We start from the raw sequence: 22435 nt of genomic DNA on the forward strand, positions 1-22435 counted from the left end.
TCGGCCGCGGCTCAGAACCCCCGGGCGAGCCGGTAGTACGCCTGGTTCCACCGGATCTCGGCGGCGAAGCGGCGCGGTTCGGTGTCGGCGTCGATGACCACCAGCTCGGTACGGGTCATCTCGGCCAGGTCGTGCAACTCCTCGACACCGACGGCCTGCGACAGCACGGTGTGGTGGGGCGCACCGGCGGTGATCCACGCCTCCGCCGAGCCGGCCAGGTGCGGGCGGGGCCGCCAGACCGCGCGGGCCACCGGGAGCCTGCGCAGCGGGTGGGGCGGCGCCACCACGTCCACCTCGTTGGCCACCAGGCGGAACCGCTCCCCCATGTCCGCCATGCCGAGCACCACCGCCGGACCCGGGGTGGCGTCGAACACCAGGCGTACCGGGTCCTCCCGGCCGCCGATGCCCAGCGGGTGGACCTCGACGGTCGGCGTGTCACCGGCGATCGTCGGGCAGACCTCGAGCATGTGGGCGCCGAGCACCAGTTCGGCACCGGGGGTGAGGTCGTAGGTGTAGTCCTCCATGAAGGAGGTGCCACCCGGAACACCCACCGCCATCGCCTTGAGCGTGCGGACCAGCACGGAGGTCTTCCAGTCACCCTCGCCGCCGAAGCCGTACCCGTCGGCCATCAGCCGCTGCACGGCGATGCCGGGCAGCTGGCGCAGACCGCCGAGGTCCTCGAAGTTCGTGGTGAAGGCCCGGAAGCCGCCCTCGTCGAGGAACGAGCGCAGGCCCAGTTCCAGGCGTGCGGCGTAGCGCAGCGAGTCGTGCCGCGCCCCGCCGGACCGCAGCCCCTGATCGACCCGGTACGTGTCGTCGTACTCCTTGACCAGGTCGTCGACCTGCGCCTCGGTCACCTGGTCGACGACCGCGACGAGATCGTTGACCCCGTAGGTGTTGACCGAGACACCGAACCGCAGCTCCGCCTCGACCTTGTCGCCCTCGGTCACGGCGACGTCCCGCATGTTGTCGCCGAAGCGGGCCAGCCGCAGCGACCGCATCGCCGCGTACCCGAGCGCCGCGCGTGCCCACGCGCCGACCCGGGAGATCACCCGGGGGTCGCTGACGTGCCCGGCGACGGTCTTGCGTGCCACGCCGAGGCGGGTCTGGATGTAGCCGAACTCGCGGTCGCCGTGGGCGGCCTGGTTCAGGTTCATGAAGTCCATGTCGATCTCGTCCCATGGCAGCAGGACGTTCGCCTGGGTGTGCAGGTGCAGCAGCGGCGTCTGGAGGGCGTCCAGGCCGGCGATCCACATCTTCGCCGGCGAGAAGGTGTGCATCCAGGCGATCACCCCGACCGCGCCCTGCACGGCGGCGTCCCGGCAGGCCTGGAGGATGTCGGTGCTGGTGGTCAGGACCGGCTTCCAGACCACCCGGACGGGAACACCCGGCGCGTCGTCGAGCTGCGCGGCGATCTGCCGGGACTGGTCGGCGACCTGCCGGAGGGTGTCCTCGCCGTAGAGACCCTGGCTTCCGGTGAGGAACCAGACCTCGGGTTGCGCGTGCGTTGCCATGGGAGTGCCTTCCGCGAGAGGGGCTGTCACTTGAGGCGGATGCCGATGAGGCGCTGGAGGAGGATGAACGCGAACAGCAGCCCGCCGATCACGATCTTGATCCACCAGGAGTTGAGGCTGCCGTCGAACGTGATCAGGGTCTGGATGACGCCCAGGACCAGCACCCCGAGCACGGTTCCGAACACGTAGCCGGACCCGCCGGTGAGCACCGTCCCGCCGATGACGACGGCGGCGATCACGTCCAGTTCCATGCCGATGCCGATCAGCGGCGCGCCGGAGAGCGTGTAGAACGACAGCAGGATGCCGCCGATGGCCGAGCACAGCCCGCTGACCGTGTAGACGGCGATCCGGGTACGCCCGACCGGCAGGCCCATCAGCAGCGCGGACTGGGGGTTACCGCCGATCGCGTACACGGTGCGGCCGAACCGGGTGTACGCGAGCACGTACGCGGCGACCAGGACGACCGCGAACGCGATCAGCACGCTGATCGACACGAAGTTCCCCCGCGGGTCACCGATGCGCTCCTGGGACATGGTGGTCCAGAAGCCGTCGGTGATGCGGATGGAGGAGTCGCTGATGAACGTGCACATGCCCCGGGCGAAGAACATCCCCGCGAGGGTGACGATGAACGGCTGGATCTCGAAGAAGTGGATCGCGCAGCCCATCAGGAACCCGAGCGTCGGGCCGATCAGCAGGGCGATGACGAGCACGAGGAACGACGGCACCCCGTCCTGGAGCAGCGCGGCGGACACCATCGCGGTCATGGCGACCACCGAGCCGACCGACAGGTCGATGCCGCCGGTGAGGATCACCAGGGTCATGCCGACCGCGACCACCAGCAGGAAGCCGTTGTCGATGAAGATGTTGAAGACGACCTGGACGTTGGAGAACGCCCGGTATTGAGAGACCCCGATGCCGTACATGACCAGTAGCAGAGCGAGGGTGGCCAGGACCGGGACGTGCCGTCGCGGCAGCGTCGAACGCCGGAACCGGCCGTTGGCCAGCGACGTGCTGCTCATGCCGGCACCTGCTCCTTCTCCCGTTGCGGGGTCGCCGGGCCGGGCGTTCGCCCGCGCCGGCGACGGCTGACCGTCGCGCGGAACTTCGGCGACTGGATGAGGCAGACGGCGATGACGACGACCGCCTTGAACAGCAGGGACGTCTGCGGCGAGATGTTCATGGCGTACACCGTGGTGGTGAGGGTCTGGATGATCAGGGCGCCGAGGATGGTGCCGCCGAGGGAGAACCGGCCGCCGGCGAGGGACGTGCCACCGATGACGACCGCGAGGATCGCGTCGAGCTCGACCCAGAGGCCGACGGCGCTGCCGTCGGCGCTGGAGACGTTGGCCGTCATCATGAACCCGGCGACGGCCGCGCAGGCGGCGCTGACCACGTAGACCAGGAAGATGACGCGACCCGAGCGGATGCCGGCCAGCCGGCTGGCCCCGGCGTTGCCGCCCACCGACTCGACGATCAGGCCGAGGGCGGTACGGCGGGTGAACGCGGCGACGAGCAGGGTCACGGCGAGGGCGACGAAGACGGCCAGCGGCAGGGTCAGGAAGTGTCCGAGCCCGATCGCCCGGTAGGAATCCGAGTTGATCGTGATGATCTGCCCCTCGGTGACCAGCTGGGCGAGCCCGCGACCGGCCACCATCAGGATGAGCGTGGCGATGATGGGCTGGATGCCGATCACGGCGACCAGCACGCCGTTCCACATGCCGAGCACGAGTGCGGCGCCGAAGGCCAGCGCGAGCGCGGTCAGCAGGGTGGACATGCTGTTCTGGTCGGGGGCCTCGCTCACGTACAGACAGGCGATGGCACCGCTGATGGCACAGAGCGAGCCGACGGAGAGGTCGATGCCGCCGGTGGCGATGACCAGGGTCATGCCGAGCGCGACGAGGATCAGCGGCGCGCTCAGCCGGAGGATGTCGACAAGCGTTCCGTAGAGGTGCCCGTTCTTGACCTCGATGGAGAGGAAACCGGGCCGGTAGACCGTGTTCGCGAGGATCATGACCACGAGGACGAGCGCGGGCCAGAACAACCGGTGACCGGTCAGTGGGCGGAGGCGGTCCGGGATGGTCCTCATCGGTCGGCCTTCCGGATCGTGCCACTGGCGATGGCCTGCATGATGCGGCCGGCGTCCACGGTGTCGTCGTTGGTGAGCTGGGCGACCATCGTCCGGTCGCGCATGACCGCGACGCGGTGGCTCAGCCGCAGCACCTCTTCCAGCTCGGCGGAGATGAACAGCACCGCCGTGCCCCCGTCGGAGAGTTCCACCACCAACTTCTGGATCTCCGCCTTGGCGCCGATGTCGATGCCGCGGGTGGGTTCGTCGAGGATCAGCAGGCGTGGCTCGGTGATCAGCCACCGGGCCAGGAGCACCTTCTGCTGGTTGCCGCCGGAGAGGTTGCGGACCGGCAGGTCCGGATTCGCCGGCCGGATGCTGAGCGCCTTCGTGTACTTCTCCACCAGCTCGTCCTGCCGGCGTCGGGGAATGGGCCGCAGCCAACCCCGGGCGGCCTGCATCGCCAGGATCATGTTCTCGCGCACCGACAGGTCGGGGACGATGCCCTCGGTACGGCGGTTCTCCGAGCAGAACCCGATGCCGCGGTCGATGGCCTGGACCGGGTTGCGCAGCGGCGTCGGGTCGCCGTCGACCCGGACCCGGCCGTGGTCGGCGCGGTCGGCGCCGAACAGCAACCGGGCCACCTCGGTCCGGCCGGAGCCGAGCAGACCGGCCAGGCCGACCACCTCACCGGCGTGGATGCGCAGGGTGAACGGCGCTACCGCGCCCCTGCGCCCGACGTCCACCGCGTCCAGCAGCGGGGTGGCGTCGGCCCGGGTGGTGACGACCCGCTTCTGCTGCTCGTCGAGCCGCTCCAGCACGTCGAGTTCCTTGCCGATCATCTTCTCGACGAGGCCGAACTGCGGCAGCTCCCCGGTCCGGTACTCGCCGACCAGGGCACCGTTGCGCAGCACCGTGATGCGGTCGGCGATGCCGTAGACCTGGTCGAGGAAGTGCGTCACGAAGAGGATGGCGATGCCCTCGTCCCGCAGCTGCCGCATGATCCGGAACAACTGGGCGACCTCGCCGGCGTCCAGGCTGGAGGTCGGCTCGTCGAGGATCAGCACCCGGGCCCGTACGTCGATCGCCCGAGCGATGGCGACCATCTGCTGCACGGCCAGCGAGTACGTCCCGAGCGGCGCGGTGACGTCGATGTCGAGGTCCAGTCGGGTCAGGAGTTCCCGGGCCCGCCGGCGCACCTCGCCCCAGCGGACGGCGCCGAACCGGCGGGGTTCCCGGCCGATGAAGACGTTCTCCGCCACGGACAGGTTGGTGCAGAGGTTGACCTCCTGGTACACGGTGCTCACGCCGGAGGCGGCGGCCTGCATCGGCCCGGTGAAGGCGACCTGCGCACCGTCGAGGGTGACCGTGCCCTCGTCGATGCCGTAGACCCCGGTCAGCACCTTGATCAGGGTCGACTTGCCGGCGCCGTTCTCGCCCATCAGGGCGTGCACCTCGCCCGGGAAGAGCCGGAAATCGACGTTGTGGAGTGCGCGGACCCCGGGAAAGGTCTTGCTGATCCCGTTCATGGTCAGGACCGGACGGCTACCCGTCATCCCATCGGCCTCTTCTGGTTGGTGTCGGTACGGACGAGCGAGCGACGGGTCGGGGTCGTCGTCCGGAGACGGCGACCCCGACGTCGGTCAGTACTTGCGGTTGGGCAGCGCCTCCTTGGCCTGCTCCTGGGTGAAGGTGGTTTCCTCGGTCTCGATCCGGGCCGGCACCTGCTGGCCGCTCTCGACCTTCTTCACCAGCTCCATCAGCTGCGGGCCGAGCAGCGGGCTGCACTCCGCGATGAAGTTGAACTTGCCGTCCGCGAGGGCCTGCATCCCGTCCTTCACCGCGTCGATGGTGATGATGGTGATGTCCTTGCCGGGCACCTTGCCGGCGGCGGTGATCGCCTCCAGCGCGCCCAGGCCCATGTCGTCGTTGTGCGCGAAGAGCACGTCGATGTCCGGGTTGGCCTTGAGGAACTGCTCCATGACCTGCTTGCCGTCGGCCCGCTTGAAGTCACCCGACTGGGACGCGATGATCTTCAGGTTCGGGTTGGCGGCGATCGCCGCGGCGAAGCCCTCCTTGCGGTCGTTGGCCGGCGCCGAGCCGGTCGTGCCCTGCAACTCGACGATGTTCACCGGGCCGGTGGCGCTCTTCGTCTGCTCCACCAGCCACTCGCCGGCGAGGCGGCCCTCCTTGACGAAGTCCGAGCCGAGGAAGGTCTTGTAGAGCGTCTTGTCGGCCGAGTCGACGGAGCGGTCGGTCAGGATCACCGGGATCCCGGCGTCCTTCGCCTCCTTGAGCACCGTGTCCCAGCCGGACTCCACCACCGGGGAGAAGGCGATCACGTCGACCTTCTGCTGGACGAAGTTCCGGATCGCCTTGATCTGGTTCTCCTGCTTCTGCTGGGCGTCGTCGAACTTCAGCTCGATCCCGGCCTCGGCGGCGGCCTCCTTGATCGAGGTGGTGTTCGCCGTGCGCCAGCCGCTCTCCGCGCCGACCTGGGAGAAGCCCAGGACGATCTTCCCGTCGCCGCCGTCCCCGCCGTCCCCGCCGGTGTCACTGTTGCCGCAGGCCGCCATGCTGCCGGCGAGCAGCACGGTGGCGAGGGCCGCGACGATGGTGCGTGCCGTTCTCCTGGTACTCATCGGTTTCTCCTCGGATCAGGTGATCCCGACGCGCCGCCCTACGGGTCGACGAGCCGGGTGTGGTGGTGGAGGTGGCGCGAGAAGGGTTCGTGCCGGTCGAGCGGGGCCGGTCAGGGGGTTCCCGCGGCCCGGTCGGCCGGTGTGGGGCGTTGGCCGTAGACGTTCTGGTACCGGTCGTACAGCGCGTCAACGTCGGCCTGCGCGATCGGCAGCGGCTGACCGAGCGCGCGGGCCAGGTGCGCGGTGCGGGCGACGTCCTCGCACATCACCGCGGCCTTGACCGCCGCACGGGCGTCCCTGCCGATCGTGAAGACCCCGTGGTTGCGCATCAGCACCGCCGGGGAGCGGTGCCGGGACAGGGTGCTGACGATCCCCTTGCCGATGTCGTCCCCGCCGATCAGCGCGAACGGTCCGACCGGGATCTCCCCGCCGAACTCGTCGGCCTGGGCGGTCAGCCAGCAGGGGATCGCCTCGCCCCGGGCCGCCCAGGCGGTGGCGTAACCGCTGTGCGTGTGGACGACGCCGCCGACCTCGGGCATGGCCCGGTAGACGTAGGCGTGCGCCGCGGTGTCGCTGGACGGCGAGGCGTCGCCGTCGACGACGGTGCCGTCCAGGTCGCAGACGACCATCGTGTCGGCCGTCAGGTCGTCGTAGTCGACACCACTGGGCTTGATCACCAGGAGGTCCCGACCGGGGACCCGCGCCGAGACGTTGCCGGCGGTCCACGCCACCAACCCGTAGCGGGTCAGCTCACCGTGCAGGCGGGCCACGCTCTCCCGCAGCGCGCGCACCTGTCGGGTCACGTCGCTGTTCATCCGACCACCTCCAGGACCGAGTCGGTCCGTGCCCTGGCCGTGTCGACGGCCGCGTTCCGGATCGCCCGCAGGCGGAGCATGACGTCGTTGGCGCCGCGGCCGAAGTGGTCGTGCAGCGCGCGGTACTCGGCGTAGAGGGCGTCGTAGGCGCGGACGTTCTCCGGGTCCGGCTGGTAGACGCCCTCGTGCACCCGGCCCATCGCCGCCGAGGCCTCGTGGATCGTCGGGTACGCCCCGGCGGCGACGGCCGCGTGGATCGCCGATCCCAGCGCCGGTCCCTGGGCGGAGCCGATGATGCCCAGGGGGCGGTTCGTGACGTCGGCGTAGATCTGCATCAGCAGCCGGTTCGAGGTGAGACCACCGGCGACGACCAGGTCGTTGACCGGCACCCCGGCCGCGACGAACGCCTCGATGATCATTCGGGTGCCGAACGCCGTGGACTCCAGCAGCGCCCGGTAGATGTCCTGCGGCCGGGTGGCCAGGGTCAGGCCGACGATCAGGCCGCTGAGGTCGTGGTTGACCAGCAGGGACCGGTTGCCGTTCCACCAGTCCAGCGCGACCAGGCCGTGAGCTCCGACCGGCTGGGCGGCGGCCAGCTCGGTCAGCTGCTCGTGGCCGTCCGTACCGGCCGGCGCGGCGTGCCGGACGAACCAGCCGAAGATGTCGCCGACACCGCTCTGCCCGGCCTCGTAGCCCCAGGCACCGGGGCTGATGCCGCCGTCGACGACCCCGCACATGCCGGGCACCTCGGCGGGGTGGGTGCCGTTGACGACGTGGCAGGTCGAGGTGCCCATGATGGCCACCAACCGGCCGGGAGTCAGGGCTCGGGCGGAGGCGGCGGTGACGTGTGCGTCGACGTTGCCGACCGCCACCGCGATGCCCACCGGCAGCCCGGTCCAGGCGGCGGCCCGCGCGCCGAGGGTGCCGGCCCGGGCACCCTGCGGCAGCAGTGGGCCGTCCAGCTTGGTGACGAAGTCCGCGAAGCCGGGGTCGAGCGCGGCCAGGTACTCCGCCGACGGGTACCGGTCGTCCTGCCGGATGCCCTTGTAGCCGGCGGTGCAGACGTTGCGGGTCTCGGTGTCGCAGAGCTGCCACACGATCCAGTCGGCGGCCTCGATGAACCGCTCGGCCCGCCGGTAGGTCTCCGGGTCCTCCGCCAGGATCTGCAACCCCTTCGCGAACTGCCATTCGGCGGAGATCTTGCCGCCGTAGCGGCCGATCCACGGCTCGCGTCGCTCGTGGGCCAACGCGTTGATCCGGTCGGCGTGCGGCTGGGCCGCGTGGTGCTTCCACAGCTTCACCCAGGCGTGCGGCCGGTGCCGCAGTTCCGGCACCTCGCACAGCGGGGTGCCGTCGGCGAGCGTCGGCAGGACCGTGCAGGCGGTGAAGTCGGTGCCGATGCCGACGACCTGCGCCGGATCCACGCCCGCGTCGGCCAGGGCGGCGGGAACGGCGTGCCGCAGGACGTCCCGGTAGTCCTCCGGGTCCTGTAACGCCCAGTCCGGGGCCAGCGCCGGGCCGCCGTCGGGGAGCGCGGCCTCGATCACGCCGTGGCGGTACTCGTGCACCGCGGTACCGACCTCCGCGCCGTCGCGGACCCGGACCACCAGGGCCCGTCCGGAGAGCGTGCCGTAGTCGACCCCGATCACGTACCGCTCGTCCGCACCGTCCACCCTGCCCATGACCACCTCCGTACGACGACCCGCCTAGTGTTAACGCTCACATTGATTGCCGTCAAGCCACCCGGCGACAACAGCTCCGTAACGGACGCACCGACCGGCCGGGCGGACCGGACCGGAACGTCACGCCCGGTCACCGCCCACTCCGGAGCGCACCGGCGGGACGCGGACGGGGCACGGGCCGCCACCCCCGGCGGGGTGGTGCCGGACCGGGCACCCGCCCCACCGCCGGAACATCGTTGTTAACGACAACATGCGACCGATCCCGCCACCAGGACACCCACCGTCCCGCCCGCCGGACTTCCGCCCGCCGATCCGGACAACCTCCCCTCCATCGGCTCCGAGCTGCCTGGACGCCGCCAGGAACGGCCGGCGCGGGCCCGCGGCGGCAGCACCGGGAGGAGGCCATTACCGGAACAAATTTACATCTCTGGATGTCAGCGATAACATGCCTGCCATCGTCGCGGCACCGCCCGGCAGCCAGCGCGGTGGGAGCCGACCGGGCACGTGACGACGTGACCACAGGGCGACCGGCGCGATCCGCAGCGTCGCCACCCGGCTGCCGGGAGTAACCGGGTGGCCACCCCGCGGCCGACGGCCGCGAACGCGCACCGGCACCCGGCCACCCCGTCAGCAGCCCACCGTTCCCACCACCCACGGCGTCGGCCACCGGCTGCCGACGCCGACGCTCCGACAGGGAGGCACACGTGCGTAGACCGAGAAGATGGCTGACAGCTGTCCTCAGCGTCCTGGCGGTGACGGTCGCGACCACCGTCGCCGGCGCTGTCGTCGCGCCACAACCGGCACAGGCGCTGAACAACGGGGTCGCCCGTACCCCGCCGATGGGCTGGAACACCTGGAACACGTTCGGCTGCAACATCAACGAGACGCTCATCCGCCAGATGGCCGACTCGATCGTGAACACCGGCCTGCGGGACCTCGGGTACAAGTACGTCGTGGTCGACGACTGCTGGTTCAACCCGAACCGGGACGCGCAGGGCAACCTCCAGGGCCACCCGGAACGGTTCCCGAGCGGGATGAAGGCGCTCGGCGACTACCTGCACGCCCGGGGCCTGCTGTTCGGCATCTACCAGGCACCGCTGGACCAGACCTGCGCCCAGTACTTCGACTCCTTCCCCGGTTCCACCGGCAGCCTCGGGCACGAGTACCAGGACGCCCGGCAGTTCGCCGCCTGGGGCGTGGACTACCTGAAGTACGACTGGTGCTCCCCCACCGGAACGATCAACGACCAGGTGGCGAGGTTCGGCATCATGCGCGACGCGCTGGCCGCCACCGGCCGCCCGATCGTCTACAGCATCAATCCGAACAGCATCCACGAGAAGACCGGGCCACAGCGCAACTGGAGCGACGTGGCGAACCTGTGGCGGACCACCGAGGACATCACCAACGCGTGGGACACCGGCCAGACCAACGGGTACCCGATGGGAATCCAGAACATCGTCAACGTCAACGTGCCGCTGGCCGGCTACGCCGCACCGGGCGGGTTCACCGACCCGGACATGCTGGAGATCGGCAACGGCGGGATGAACGACACCGAGATGCGCAGCCACTTCGCGCTGTGGTCGATCATGGCGGCACCGCTCATGATGGGCAACGACCTGCGCTCGGCGAACGCGGCGACGCTGACCATCCTGAGGAACCAGAACCTCGTCGCCATCAACCAGGATCCGCTCGGGCGCCAGGCCGTCCAGGTCTCCCACGACGGCACCCGGCGGGTCCTGGCCAAGCGGCTCGCCAACGGCGACGTCGCCGTCGCCCTGTTCAACCAGGGCAGCGCCACCACGACGGTCTCCACCACCGCGGCGGCGATCGGCAAGACCGGCAGTTCCTTCACCCTGCGGGACGCGTGGACCAACGCCACCTCCACCACGACCGGGACCATCTCGGCGAGTGTGCCGGCACACGGCACGGTGGTGTTCCGGGTCAGCGGCGGCGGCACGACCGACCCGCCGCCGCCCACCACGTTCCGGCTGCGCAGCGAGTCGGCCGGGCGGTGTCTCGACCTCGACAACGCCAACACCGCCAACGGCACCGGGACGCTGATCTGGGACTGCCACGGCAACCCCAACCAGCAGATCAGCCAGAACGGCCAGACCCTGCGGATCCTCGGCAAGTGCCTGGACGTCCCCACCAACGCGACCAACGGGACCCGGGTACAGATCTGGGACTGCAACGGTGGCAGCAACCAGCAGTGGACGTTCAACGGCAACGGCACGGTCGGCAACGTCCGCTTCCCGTCCCTCTGCCTGGACGTCGACAACGGCGGCTCGGCCAACGGGACGGCCGTGCTCGTCTGGTCCTGCCACGGCAACGCCAACCAGCGGTGGAGCCGGGTGTGAGCCCCGCACACTGACCGCGGACCGGCCGACCGGGTGGGGGGGGGTGAGCCACCCGGCCGGCCAACCGGTCAGCGGCTGCCGGCGGCGCGCCGCTTGTTGTAGACGTCGAACGCCACGGCGACCAGGAGCACCAGGCCCTTCACCACCGACTGGACCGACTGGTCGACCCCCATGAGCTGCATGCCGTTGCTCATCACCGCCATGATCAGGCCACCCACCATGGCACCGACCACCGTGCCGACGCCGCCGGTGACCGCCGCGCCGCCGATGAACGCCGCCGCGATCGCGTCCAGCTCGAACATGTTGCCGGCGGCGGGCTGGGCCCCGTTGGAGCGCGACGAGTAGATCACGCCCGCCACGGCGGACAGGAAGCCCATGTTGACGAAGACCCAGAAGTTGACCGTCTTCACCCGGACCCCGGAGAGCATCGCCGCCGGGAGGTTGCCGCCGATCGCGTAGACCTGACGGCCGAAGACGGTACGCCGGGTGACCAGGCCGTAGACCAGCACCAGCACGGCCAGGACGATCAGCACGATCGGCAGGCCCCGCGCGTGGGCCAACTGCCAGGCGAAGTACATGACGACGGCGCCGACCAGGGCCACCCGGGCGACGAACAGCGGGAAGGACTCCACCGGCTGCTCGTAGCGGATGCGCGCCAGCCGGGTCCGGAAGCCGCTCACCGCGTACCCGGCCACCGCGAAGGCGCCGATGAAGAGCGTGAACGCGTCGAAACCCTGCCCGCCGAACAGCCCGTTCAGAAACCCGGCGGCGACCCGCTGGTACTCCCCCGGGAACGGCGACAGCGAGATGTTGTCCAGCACCCGCAGGGTCAGACCGCGGAACAGGAGCATGCCGGCCAGGGTGACGATGAAGGCCGGGATCCCGGCGTACGCGACCCAGAAACCGTGCCAGGCACCGACCGCGACGCCCACGGCGAGCGCGGCGAGGATGCCGACCCACCAGGGCAGGCCCTCCCGGATGACGAGCACGGCGGAGACCGCGCCGGTGAGCGCCACCACCGACCCGACGGAGAGGTCGATGTGCCCACCGATGATCACGATGACCATGCCGATGGCGAGCACCAGGATGTAGGAGTACTGGAGGACGATGTTGGTGATGTTGCCGGGGCTCAGCGAGACGCCGTCGGTGAGCACCGCGAACAGCGCGACGATCACCACGAGGGCGACGTAGATGCCGCTCTGCCGCAGGTTGCCCAGGAACAGCGTCCGCGGATCGCTGGTTCCGGTGTGCAGGGCGGCGGCGGGGGTCGCGGAGGGCGATCCGCTCTTCGGTGTGGTGGGGGGCTTCGTGCTGGTCATGCGACGCGATCCCTGTCCTTCGTCATGAGTTCCATCAGGTTCTCCTGGGTGGCCGCGCCCACCGGCAGCTCGCCGGTGATCCGGCCGCCCGCGAGGGTGTAGATGCGGTCGCACATGCCGAGCAGTTCGGGCAGCTCCGAGGAGATGATGACGACCGCCTTCCCCTGGGCGACCAGCCGGTTGACGATCGTGTAGATCTCGAACTTCGCGCCGACGTCGATGCCCCGGGTCGGCTCGTCCAGGATCAGCACGTCCGGGTCGGTGAACAGCCACTTCGACAGGACGACCTTCTGCTGGTTGCCGCCGGAGAGCTTGCCGACCACCGCCATCACCGTCGGCGCCTTGATGTTCATGTCGCGCCGGCCCTGTTCGGCGACCTTGATCTCCCGGTTGCCGTCGACCCAGCCGAACCTGGCGAGCCTGCCGAGGGCCGCGGCCGAGATGTTGCGCCGGATGTCGTCGATCAGGTTCAGGCCGTAGCGCTTCCGGTCCTCGGTCGCGTACGCGATGCCGTTCCCGATCGCCTCGGCCACCGTACGGGCCCGGACCTCCCGGCCGTGCACGAACAGCCGTCCGGTGACGTCCCGGCCGTACGCGCGGCCGAACACGCTCATCGCCAACTCGGTGCGTCCGGCGCCCATCAGCCCGGCGATGCCGACGACCTCACCGGCGCGGACGGTCAGCGAGGCGCCCTGGACGACCAACCGGTCCTGGGTCGGGTGCCGCACCGACCAGTTCTCGATCCGCAGCACCTCCCGGCCGGGGGACGACACCCGCTCGGGATAGAAGGCGGCGAGGTCCCGGCCGACCATGCCCCGGATGATCCGCTCCTGGGTGGCCGTGGCGTCGCTCATGTCCAGCGTCTCGACCGTCCGGCCGTCCCGGATCACGGTGGTCGAGTCGGCGACCGAGACGATCTCGCCGAGCTTGTGGGAGATCATGATGCAGGTGATGCCCTGGTCCCGCAGCCGGCGCATCAGGCCCAGCAGGTGTGCCGAGTCGACATCGTTGAGCGCGGCGGTCGGCTCGTCCAGGATCAGCAGTCGTACCTTCTTCGACAGCGCCTTGGCGATCTCCACCAGTTGCTGCTTGCCCACGCCGAGCCCGACGACCGGGGTCACCGGGTTCTCGGCCAGCCCGACCGCCGCGAGCAGGCGCGCGGCCTCGGCGTTGGTCCGGTTCCAGTCGATCAGGCCGCCCGTCCCCCGGCGCTCGTTGCCGAGGAAGATGTTCTCCGCGATCGACAGGTGCGGCACCAGCGCCAGTTCCTGATGGATGATGACGATGCCGCGCGACTCGCTGTCCCGGATGCCCCGGAAGTGGACCGGCCTACCGTCGAAGACGATCTCACCGTCGTAGTCGCCAGCGGGGTACACCCCGGACAGCACCTTCATCAGGGTGGACTTTCCGGCACCGTTCTCGCCGCAGATCGCGTGGATCTCGCCGTGCCGCACGGCCAGCGACACGTCCCGGAGCGCCGTCACTCCGGGGAAGGTCTTCGTGATGTCGCGCATTTCGAGGATGTGCTCGCGCATGGGAACCGTCCTGCTCGAAAGCCGTCGGGGTCAACGCCGGCAGGCCCGGCGGCGGTCGTGCCACCACCGGGCGCACCGGGCCGGGTCAGCCCTTCGCCTGCCCGGCGGCGACCTCCTCGGCCGTCCAGTAACCGGAGTCGATCAGGACCGGCTTGATGTCGTCCTTGTAGACGGTCTGGACCGGCAGCAGGAACGCCGGGACGACCTTGACCCCGTTGTCGTACGTCTTGGTGTCGTTGGCCTGCGGCTCCTTCTTCTGGAGGAACGCCTCGGCCGTGACCACGGCCTGCTCGGCCAGCAGGCGGGTGTCCTTGAAGATGGTGGACCCCTGGACGCCGTCGTTGATGAGCTTGGTGGACGCGATCTCGGCGTCCTGACCGGTCACCACGGGCATCTTCCTGGCCGCCGCGCCGTAGCCGGCGTTCTGCAGGGCGGTGATGATGCCCCGCGACAGGCCGTCGTACGGCGACAGCACCCCGCTGACCGTGGTGCCGTCGTTGTAGCTGGAGGTGAGCAGGTCCTCCATGCGCTTCTGCGCGGTCTCCTGCTGCCACCGCAGGATGGCCACCTGCTCGATCTTCGTCTGGCCGGACTTCACCTTCAGCGTGCCGGCGTCGATGAACGGCTTGAGCGTGTCCATCGCGCCGTCGAAGAAGAAGTGGGCGTTGTTGTCGTCCAGCGAGCCGGCGAACAGCTCCACGTTGAAGGGACCGGTCGCGGTGCCCTTCGCACCGTCCTTGTTCTTCAGGCCGAGGCCGACCAACAGTGCGTCGGCCTGGGCGACCCCGACCTTGTAGTTGTCGAAACTGACGTAGAAGTCGACGTTGGGGCTGTCCCGGATGAGCCGGTCGTACGCGACGACGGGGATCTTCGCGTCCGCCGCCGCCTGGAGTTGGCCGCTGAGGGCGGTCCCGTCGATCGCCGCGACGACCAGCACGTCCGCGCCCTGGGTGATCATCTGGTCGACCTGCTGCGACTGCGTCGGGATGTCGTCCCCGGCGTACTGGAGGTCGACCCGGTACCCCTTCGCCTCCAGTTTCTCCTTGACCGATTTGCCGTCGGCGATCCACCGCTCCGAGGTCTGCGTCGGCATCGAGACGCCGATGGTCAGTTCGGCGGGCCGGTCCCCGCCGGTGTCGCCGCCGCCACCGGCTCCCTCACCACTACAGGCGGCCAGGCCGATGACGAGCGCCGCCCCACCGAGAGTGGCCAGGATTCGTCTGCGCACGAGCATGCTCTCCCCCTCCGTACTGCTGGACATAGGACCCTCCGTACTCGTGGGCGGGAGCCGCGTGCGTGGTGAGCGTCGCCGCCACCGCCGTCCCGCCCGTGCGGCGCCGGCGCCGGTCCCGTCCGGGGATCGGCCCTCGGGCGCCGTCACTGCAACCGGGTGCGGAACCGCCAGGTCTCCCCGGGCACCCGGTGGGAAGCAGGGGCGGACCGCACCGGACGTCATGACTCGCTCCTGTCCGGACGCGCGGAAGCAGCACGAGCGCGTCCTCGCCACGGGTGCCGACCGGGGGTCGCGTCAGCACGGTTGGCGGCGGGCCTGTGGAGATCAGGGGTGTGCCTCGGTAGGCCCCGGCCGCAGCCGCGATCGGTGCCGCTCCCGCAAGCCGTGGTGCCTGTCTCCGGGGTCCGACCAACTCGTGATGCAGCATGTTAGCGCTAACAGCGTCAAACGTCAATAGCTTCGACGCTAGCCCCTTCCGGGCCGGCGGGTCCACCCCCACGCGCCCCCGGACTTTCCGGGGAGGCCGGACCGCTCGTTGACGGTCACCGCCACGGCCAGTACGGTGCATCGTGAACAGTCGATGTCAGCGTTAATGGAACAGGCTTACTGCCCGACCCAGCGCCGAATCGCCCCACCAGGTAGGCGCAGGTCAGATCGATGCTGATCGGGTGCGGAAGCGCGCGGCTCATGATGTTATCGATAACAAAGCTCCCGGCGCTGCCGGTCGTCCGACGGACGGAGCGGGTGCCGGCAGCGCGGCGGATCGCCGTGTGTGGACACCATCGCTCGACACCTTGGGGGTACGTCGTGAAGCTACGCGCTCCACTCCGGGCCGGAGCGGCACTCCGGCGCGTCATCGCCACGATCGCGAGTCTGGCCTGCGCGGTCGCCCTGCTGCCCGGCACGGCACACGCCGACAACCCGATCGTCCAGCACATCTACACCGCCGACCCGGCACCGATGGTGCACAACGGTCGGGTGTACCTCTACACCGGACACGACGAGGACGGCTCGACCTACTTCACCATGCGGGAGTGGCGGGTGTTCTCGTCCGCCGACATGGTGAACTGGACCGACCACGGCACGCCCATGAACCTGGCCACCTTCGCCTGGGCGGACGCCAACGCGTGGGCCGGGCACGTCATCGCCCGCAACGGGAAGTTCTACTGGTACGTGCCCGTCCGGCAACGCTCGAACGGACAGATGGTCATCGGGGTCGGAGTGGCGGACAGCCCGACCGGTCCGTTCCGGGACGCGCTCGGCCGCCCCCTGGTCGGCAACGGCGAGATCGACCCGCACGCCTTCGTCGACGACGACGGCCAGGCATACCTGTACTGGGGCAACCCGAACCTGTGGTACGTGCGGCTCAACCCCGACATGATCTCGTTCTCCGGCAGCCCGACCCAGATCCCGCTCACCACCGCGGGGTTCGGCACCCGCACCGGCAACCCCAGCCGTCCCACCCTCTACGAGGAGGGCCCCTGGGTCTACAAGCGCGGCGGGCTCTACTACAACGTCTTCGCGGCGGAGTGCTGCTCCGAGTTCATCGGCTACTCGACCGCGCCCGGCCCCACCGGGCCCTGGACGTACCGAGGGACACTCATGCCCCGGCAGGGCAGCAGCTTCACCAACCACGCCGGCATCATCGACTACAACGGCGGGTCGTACTTCTTCTACCACAACGGCGCGCTGCCCGGCGGCGGCGGTTACACCCGCTCGGTGGCGGTGGAACGGTTCACCTACAACGCCAACGGCACCTTCCCCACCATCACCATGACCACCGGGGGCGCTCCCCAGGTCGGCACCCTGAACCCGTACGTCCGGCAGGAGGCGGAGACCATCGCCTGGGGCTCCGGCATCGAGACGGAGCCGTCCAGCGAGGGCGGCATGAACGTCGGCTGGATCGAGAACGGGGACCACATCAAGGTCAAGGGTGTCGCGTTCGGCACCGGCGCCACCTCCTTCTCCGCGCGGGTCGCCTCCGCCACCAGCGGCGGCCGGATCGAGGTACGGCTGGACAGCGCGAGCGGCCCGATCGTCGGCACCTGCACCGTCGGCGGCACCGGCGGCTGGCAGAACTGGACGACCACCACCTGCGGGGTGAGCGGAGCCACCGGCACTCGGGACCTGTACCTGCGCTTCGCCGGCGGCAGCGGCAACCTGTTCAACGTCAACTGGTGGCAGTTCGGCGGCGGCAGTGCCCCGACCGCATACCGGATCACCAACCGCAACAGTGGACAGGTCGTCGACGTCCAGCAACCCAACCTGAACGACTCCGCCGTGATCGGCCAGTGGACCGACAACGGCGCGGCCTGGCAACAGTGGCGCTTCCTCGACGCCGGTAACGGGACCGTACGGTTGCAGAGCGTCAACAGCGGCAAGTGCGTCGACGTCGCGAACTCCTCGGTGGCGGACGGCGCGCAGATCATCCAGTACACCTGCCACGACGGCCTGAACCAGGCGTTCAGCTGGCGATCGGTCGGCGACGGCTACTACCACCTGGTGAACGTCCACAGCGACAAGTGCCTGCACGTGGTCGGCGCCTCCACCGCTGCCGGCGCCGCCCTGGAGCAGCGGACGTGCAGCTCCGCGACGAGTATGCAGTGGTCCCGCACCTGAGCGGCCCCGACGGCACCGACGGCGTCCGCACGGACCCGTCGGCCTGACCCGCACCGGAACCGGTACCCGCACCGATCATTCGGCACGGGTACCGGGTCTCCCCGGGCCTCGCGAGAACCGGTTCGACGTCTCCCCGGGGCTCGGGAAAACCGGTTCGACGCCGACCGGGCCGGGGCTATCGTCGGCTGGTGCACCCCACCCTCACCGTCCGCGAACTCACCCCCGACGACGCCCCCGCCGCCGGGGCCCTGGGGGGTCACGCCTTCGGCTACGACCCGCCGCCCCCGCCGGACACCGGCAGCCGCGGCACGCCCGGCACGACCCGCTACGGGGCGTTCGATCCGGCGGGCCGGCTGTGCGGCAAGGCCGTCGACCTGCACCACGAACAGTGGTGGTCCGGGCGGGCCGTGCCCGCCGCCGACGTCGCCGGCGTCGCCGTCGCTCCCGAGGCGCGTGGTCGCGGGGTCGCCCGCGCCCTGCTGGCCGCCCTGCTGCGCGGTGCCCGCGAGCGGGGTGCCGCCGTCAGCGCGCTCTTTCCCACCATCATCGGCCCCTACCGGGCCTGCGGCTGGGAGGTGGCGGGCACCCTGCGCACCGTCGACCTGGCCACCGCCGACCTCCCCCGGTACCGGCCCGCCCCGCACCTGAGCCTCCGCGCCGCCACCGCCGAGGACATGCCCGCCGTCGCCGACCTGTACGAGCGGGTCGCCCGCCACCGTCAGGGCCTCCTCACCCGCTGCGGCGAGCTGTTCGACCATTTCGGCGCCACCACCGCCCTCCCCACCGACGGCGTCACCCTGGTCGAGCAGGACGGTGACCTGGTCGGCTACGTCAGCTGGGACCGGGGGCACGGCTACGGCCCCGATTCCGTGCTCACCGTCTCCGACGTCCTCGCCACCACCCCCGACGCGGCCCGGGAACTCGTCGGCGTCCTCGCCAGCTGGCGCAGCGTCGCCCCCACACTGCGGTTGCAGCTGCTCGACGGCGACGCCGTCACCGCACAGCTGCCCCTGGAGACGCTCCGGGAGCACCGGCAACAGCCCTGGATGCACCGGCCCGTGGAGGTGACCCGGGCGGTGCGGGAGCGCGGCTGGCCGGCGTACGCACGCGGCAGCGTCGAGTTCACCCTCACGGACGACCTCGCCGACTGGAACACCGGCGCCTGGCGGCTGGACGTCGCCGACGGCGCGGCCGAGCTGAGCCGGTCCACCGGCGAACCGGCCCTGCACCTGGGCGTGCTCGGCTTCGCCCAGCTCTACGCCGGCGCCACCACCGCCGAGAGTCTCGTCCAGGCCGGCCGGCTGCGGCACGACCCGGGCGCTGACCCCCGCGCCCTCGACCTCCTCGCCGTCGGTGGCCCCGCCCACCTGCTCGACTACTTCTGACCGGGCCTCCGGAGGCACGACGCGACGACAGCCGGTACCGCCGCACGCCTCTCGTCCGGTACGGCCACCCGCCGCGCCGGCGCCGCCGACCGGGTGGGCGGGGGTCGCCGCACGTCGAGAGTGGTCATCTGGTGTTCGCCCGGGGCGGCAGCGGCGCCGGCCGGGCCGGCTCGGCGTCCGCCGGCGACACCGGCGGGACGGTCCGCCCGGCCGGTCCGCCCGCGGGGATCCGGGAGCGTTTGAAGGCATAGAGCAGCCCGAGCGCGGCGAGCACGATGGCGCTGCCCACCGCCTCGTGCGCGGTCAGGCGCTCGCCGCGCACGGCGAACCCGGCCGCCACGGCGACGATCGGTGTGAGGTAGAACGCGAGCGACGCCTGGACCGGCCCGATCCGGTCGACCAGCCAGTAGTTGATGACGAAAGCCGCCGCGCTACCCAGTCCCATCGCGACGATGGCGGCGACGACCAGGACGGTGGGATGCAGCGCCGGCCCCCGCCCGGGGCCCTCCGTCACGAGCGTCACCGGCAGCAGGAGCGCCACTCCGGACACCGCCTGCGCGGCCGCGAGTGCGAGCTTGTCGCCCTTGACCAGCACCAGCACCTTGGCGGTGTACGCGTAGGCCAGGCCGAAACACACCGCTCCCGCCAGGCAGAAGAGCTGACCCACGTACGAGCCGCCGGCGGTGTCCCAGGGGGACAGCACGACGGCGAGGCCGGCGAAGCCGACGACGCTCGCCAGGATCTCCCCGGCGGAGGGCCGTGAGCCCAGGAACAACCAGACGATCGGAATGGTCAGCAGTGGGGTCGCTCCGCTGTACACCCCGGCGAGGGCAGCGGTCACCTGCTGCTGGCCAGTGGCGAAGAGCACCAGCGGCACGGCCTGCGCGAACAGGCTCATCCCGGCGATCAGCAGCCAGGCCCGGCGCCCCTCGGGCAACGACACCCGACGGATCCGGGCGAGGAGCAGCAGCACGGCGGAGCCGAGGATCATCCGGCCGAGCACCAGCCCGCTCGGACCGGTGCCCTCCAGTGCCAGCTCGACGAAGAGGAAGTTGGTCCCCCAGATGACCGCCAGGGAGATCAGACCAGCGAGGTCAGCGGGGCGCACGACAGGGCCTTCCCGGACTCCAACGGATAGTCGCGTGACCCGAAGTCACGAATGTCGCCGGCGGCGTACCACTGGAGGATCTCGGCGTCCAGTCGCGCGCGCTGCTCGACGATGTCGGCGACCGCCTTGCCGCACTCCCGCAACTCCTCCTCGCTGACGAACGGGAAGTCCGCCAGGATGTCGAGCGTGACGGCATCGTGTGCCTCGTCGTCGTTCACCTCGGAGTGGTCCACGATGGGCTTGATGAAGGCCTCCGGCAGTCCCAACTCCCGGGCCCGCCGCACCAGCAGCTCCAGGAAGTCCAGCTCCGGCTCCTCCATCGGGAACAGGACGGTGATGAGGGCGAGCGGGAACTGGTACGCATGCACGCCGATGGCTGCCATGATCGCCATGGTGGCCGGCAACGGCTGCGCACGCAGGAGTTGTTCCCGGGTCACGCCCACGGCCTTGAGGGACTTCTCCAGCATCCGGTCGTGGTTGCGCTCGGTCAGGTAGAAGGACATCAGCTTGTGCCAGGTACCGACGCCGAAGTCGTCCCGAGCGAGTACCGGTGCCACGGCCCGCGGACACAGGTGCGTGATGTGCCAGTACTCGACCGCGTACCCGATGATCTGTTCCCGGGTGACCGAACCGTCCTCGAGGGCGGCGTAGAGCGGACTCCGGACGGTCTCCCGCACCTCGTCGGCCAGCCGGCGCAGGGGCGGGTAGGCGCCGACACCGGTGAAGCCACCGGCGGGTGCCTCCTGCCCCTCGGCGAGCATGCCCTGCTCGTCGAGGGCACCCAGCATCTCCTGCCACTCGCTGTCGTCACCGGGGAACGCGGCCCGCAGCTCGCCCGTCGGCGCCTCGCTGCGCGCCAGCAGTTCCAGGAACCGGTGGAACCCCTCCCGCCGGTCGGCGTCGAACTCGAACTCGATGAACCGTCGGCCGTCGAGATAGCTCAGCTCGGCCCCGTCGGAGGTCTTCCGCCAGGTGGCGCTGGACCGCAGCACGGGTCGCCGGAAGCCCTGATTCTGGATCATCACCGTCTCCGCCATCACTCGATCCCCACCGGCCGCAGCAAGGGCCGGTCGGGCCGGCTGTAGTAGTCGAGGACACCGTTGAAGAAGGCCGCGTACGTCTCGACGAACAGATGCGCCTTGCCGTGCCAGCGTTGCTCGGTCTCCCGGTCGACCCCGGGCACCTCGGCGAACAACTCCCGGCTGACCGCGCCGTGGTCGTGGCTCGCGTTCACCTTGGCATGCGCCCGGATGGGCTGGACGAAGTCCTCCCGGACCCCGGCCCGGCCGCACGCCTCCAGGAAGGAGTCGTACACCGGTTCGTCCTCCCCGGCGCCGTCGACGTCGAGGCGACCCTCCAGGATTCCGATGGTGGCCATGAAGAACAGCGGGTCGGTGCGCGACCACCAGGACAGCAGGTTGATCAGAGCGGTGGTGGTCGGCAGGGGTCGCGCCCGCTGGAGGTCGTTCTTGCCGATACCCAACGGGACGAAGGCCCGGAGGACGATGTCGTCGTGCCGATGCTCCTCGTAGTAGAACTCCTGGAGCATGGCGCGCAGCGCGGCGCTGGTGGGGTGGGAGACGAGCGGCCCGTCGAAGAAGGTCTCCTGGTACAGGAAGAACCAGTTCTCCAGGCCGAAGCCGTAGTACACGTTGTGGTGCAGCGACTCGGGCCGCTCGGTCACGGCACGCCAGAACGGTCCCCGGAAGACCAGCTCGTCCACCAGCCGGTTCAGCAGGTCCTCCAACCGGGACAGGGCGGCGAGCCCGGACCTCGCGTCGGGTGTGCTCAGGTCGTCGACCAGGCCCATGGTGACCGCCGGCTCGATGATCGCGTGGAGCCGATCGGCGTCGAGATCCACCAGGTGGGAGAGATCGGAAATCTTGGTACGGCCGTCGAGATGTCGCAGGACGCGGAGAAGCTGCTCCCGGCTCACGCCGTCCACCGGGTCGACGTCGAAGATTCCGTTTCGGGTATGGAGTTCGATCGCTCCGGTTTCGTTGATCTCAGGTCGAGCGCGGAGAATCGGCATGCCGGGCAGGATGTTGTTACCCACATTTCCCCCATGGCTGAGGAGTGAAACGGAGACCGGCCGGCACTCCGGTCCGGCCGGTCTCCGCCCGGTTCACACTAGGTGGATCAGAGGTGCACGGCCGAGAG

16 protein-coding genes are annotated in these 22435 nt (G+C 70.2%); 3 read left to right on the top strand and 13 right to left on the bottom strand.

Annotation, left to right across the window (positions count from 1 at the left end; all coding sequences use genetic code 11):
- Positions 1-11: 11 nt before the first annotated feature.
- The 7 genes from araA to araB form a co-directional block, all read right to left on the bottom strand.
- Positions 12-1514 (bottom strand): L-arabinose isomerase, encoded by a 1503-nt coding sequence (araA, locus tag AB0F58_RS01710; RefSeq protein WP_357136428.1) that lies wholly within the window; start codon positions 1512-1514, stop codon positions 12-14.
- Positions 1515-1540: 26 nt separating this feature from the next.
- Complete coding sequence (gene yjfF / locus AB0F58_RS01715) at positions 1541-2533, bottom strand: galactofuranose ABC transporter, permease protein YjfF (protein WP_357136431.1); 993 nt, start codon at positions 2531-2533, stop codon at positions 1541-1543.
- Positions 2530-3600, bottom strand: coding sequence for an ABC transporter permease (locus tag AB0F58_RS01720; RefSeq protein ID WP_357136434.1), 1071 nt, complete (start codon positions 3598-3600; stop codon positions 2530-2532). Before AB0F58_RS01720 ends, yjfF begins: the two co-directional genes overlap by 4 nt.
- The gene (locus AB0F58_RS01725) at positions 3597-5135 is read right to left on the bottom strand and encodes a sugar ABC transporter ATP-binding protein (protein ID WP_357136437.1); all 1539 of its coding nucleotides are present in this window, start codon (positions 5133-5135) and stop codon (positions 3597-3599) included. The genes AB0F58_RS01720 and AB0F58_RS01725 overlap by 4 nt, the downstream gene beginning before the upstream one ends.
- 87 nt (positions 5136-5222) lie before the next feature.
- Positions 5223-6221 carry an ABC transporter substrate-binding protein gene (locus tag AB0F58_RS01730; RefSeq protein ID WP_357136439.1) on the bottom strand — a complete coding sequence of 333 codons (999 nt, stop codon included), beginning with the start codon at positions 6219-6221 and terminating at the stop codon, positions 5223-5225.
- A 110-nt stretch (positions 6222-6331) separates the two neighbouring features.
- On the bottom strand, positions 6332-7036 hold the full coding sequence (locus AB0F58_RS01735) for an L-ribulose-5-phosphate 4-epimerase (protein ID WP_357136442.1): 705 nt from the start codon (positions 7034-7036) through the stop codon (positions 6332-6334).
- Positions 7033-8718, bottom strand: a complete 1686-nt coding sequence (araB, locus tag AB0F58_RS01740; RefSeq protein ID WP_357136445.1) for a ribulokinase — start codon at positions 8716-8718, stop codon at positions 7033-7035. The genes AB0F58_RS01735 and araB overlap by 4 nt, the downstream gene beginning before the upstream one ends.
- Positions 8719-9557: 839 nt before the next feature.
- On the opposite strand from araB, the gene AB0F58_RS01745 reads away from it, so the two are divergent.
- Positions 9558-11075 carry a ricin-type beta-trefoil lectin domain protein gene (locus AB0F58_RS01745; RefSeq protein WP_357136797.1) on the top strand — a complete coding sequence of 506 codons (1518 nt, stop codon included), beginning with the start codon at positions 9558-9560 and terminating at the stop codon, positions 11073-11075.
- A 68-nt stretch (positions 11076-11143) separates the two neighbouring features.
- Here AB0F58_RS01745 and mmsB read toward each other — a convergent pair whose 3' ends face one another.
- From mmsB to chvE, 3 genes are all read right to left on the bottom strand, one after another.
- The gene (gene mmsB, locus AB0F58_RS01750) at positions 11144-12394 is read right to left on the bottom strand and encodes a multiple monosaccharide ABC transporter permease (RefSeq protein WP_357136448.1); all 1251 of its coding nucleotides are present in this window, start codon (positions 12392-12394) and stop codon (positions 11144-11146) included.
- A complete protein-coding gene (gene mmsA, locus AB0F58_RS01755; RefSeq protein WP_357136450.1) occupies positions 12391-13929 on the bottom strand; it encodes a multiple monosaccharide ABC transporter ATP-binding protein in 1539 nt (512 codons plus the stop codon). Before mmsA ends, mmsB begins: the two co-directional genes overlap by 4 nt.
- An 85-nt stretch (positions 13930-14014) precedes the next feature.
- Positions 14015-15190, bottom strand: coding sequence for a multiple monosaccharide ABC transporter substrate-binding protein (gene chvE, locus AB0F58_RS01760; protein WP_357136453.1), 1176 nt, complete (start codon positions 15188-15190; stop codon positions 14015-14017).
- A 780-nt stretch (positions 15191-15970) separates the two neighbouring features.
- On the opposite strand from chvE, the gene AB0F58_RS01765 reads away from it, so the two are divergent.
- Together AB0F58_RS01765 and AB0F58_RS01770 are read left to right on the top strand one after the other, a co-directional pair.
- Positions 15971-17782, top strand: a complete 1812-nt coding sequence (locus tag AB0F58_RS01765) for a family 43 glycosylhydrolase (RefSeq protein ID WP_357136456.1) — start codon at positions 15971-15973, stop codon at positions 17780-17782.
- Positions 17783-17970: 188 nt separating this feature from the next.
- On the top strand, positions 17971-19167 hold the full coding sequence (locus AB0F58_RS01770) for a GNAT family N-acetyltransferase (protein ID WP_357136459.1): 1197 nt from the start codon (positions 17971-17973) through the stop codon (positions 19165-19167).
- Positions 19168-19291: 124 nt separating this feature from the next.
- Here AB0F58_RS01770 and AB0F58_RS01775 read toward each other — a convergent pair whose 3' ends face one another.
- The 3 genes from AB0F58_RS01775 to AB0F58_RS01785 are packed head-to-tail and all read right to left on the bottom strand — an operon-like array spanning position 19292 to position 22211.
- A complete protein-coding gene (locus AB0F58_RS01775; RefSeq protein WP_357136462.1) occupies positions 19292-20275 on the bottom strand; it encodes a DMT family transporter in 984 nt (327 codons plus the stop codon).
- On the bottom strand, positions 20248-21312 hold the full coding sequence (locus AB0F58_RS01780) for an iron-containing redox enzyme family protein (RefSeq protein WP_357136465.1): 1065 nt from the start codon (positions 21310-21312) through the stop codon (positions 20248-20250). The genes AB0F58_RS01775 and AB0F58_RS01780 overlap by 28 nt, the downstream gene beginning before the upstream one ends.
- Positions 21312-22211 (bottom strand): iron-containing redox enzyme family protein, encoded by a 900-nt coding sequence (locus AB0F58_RS01785; RefSeq protein ID WP_357136468.1) that lies wholly within the window; start codon positions 22209-22211, stop codon positions 21312-21314. The genes AB0F58_RS01780 and AB0F58_RS01785 overlap by 1 nt, the downstream gene beginning before the upstream one ends.
- Positions 22212-22435 lie beyond the last annotated feature (224 nt).

This window comes from Micromonospora sp. NPDC023956, assembly GCF_040639195.1.
Classification (GTDB): domain Bacteria; phylum Actinomycetota; class Actinomycetes; order Mycobacteriales; family Micromonosporaceae; genus Micromonospora.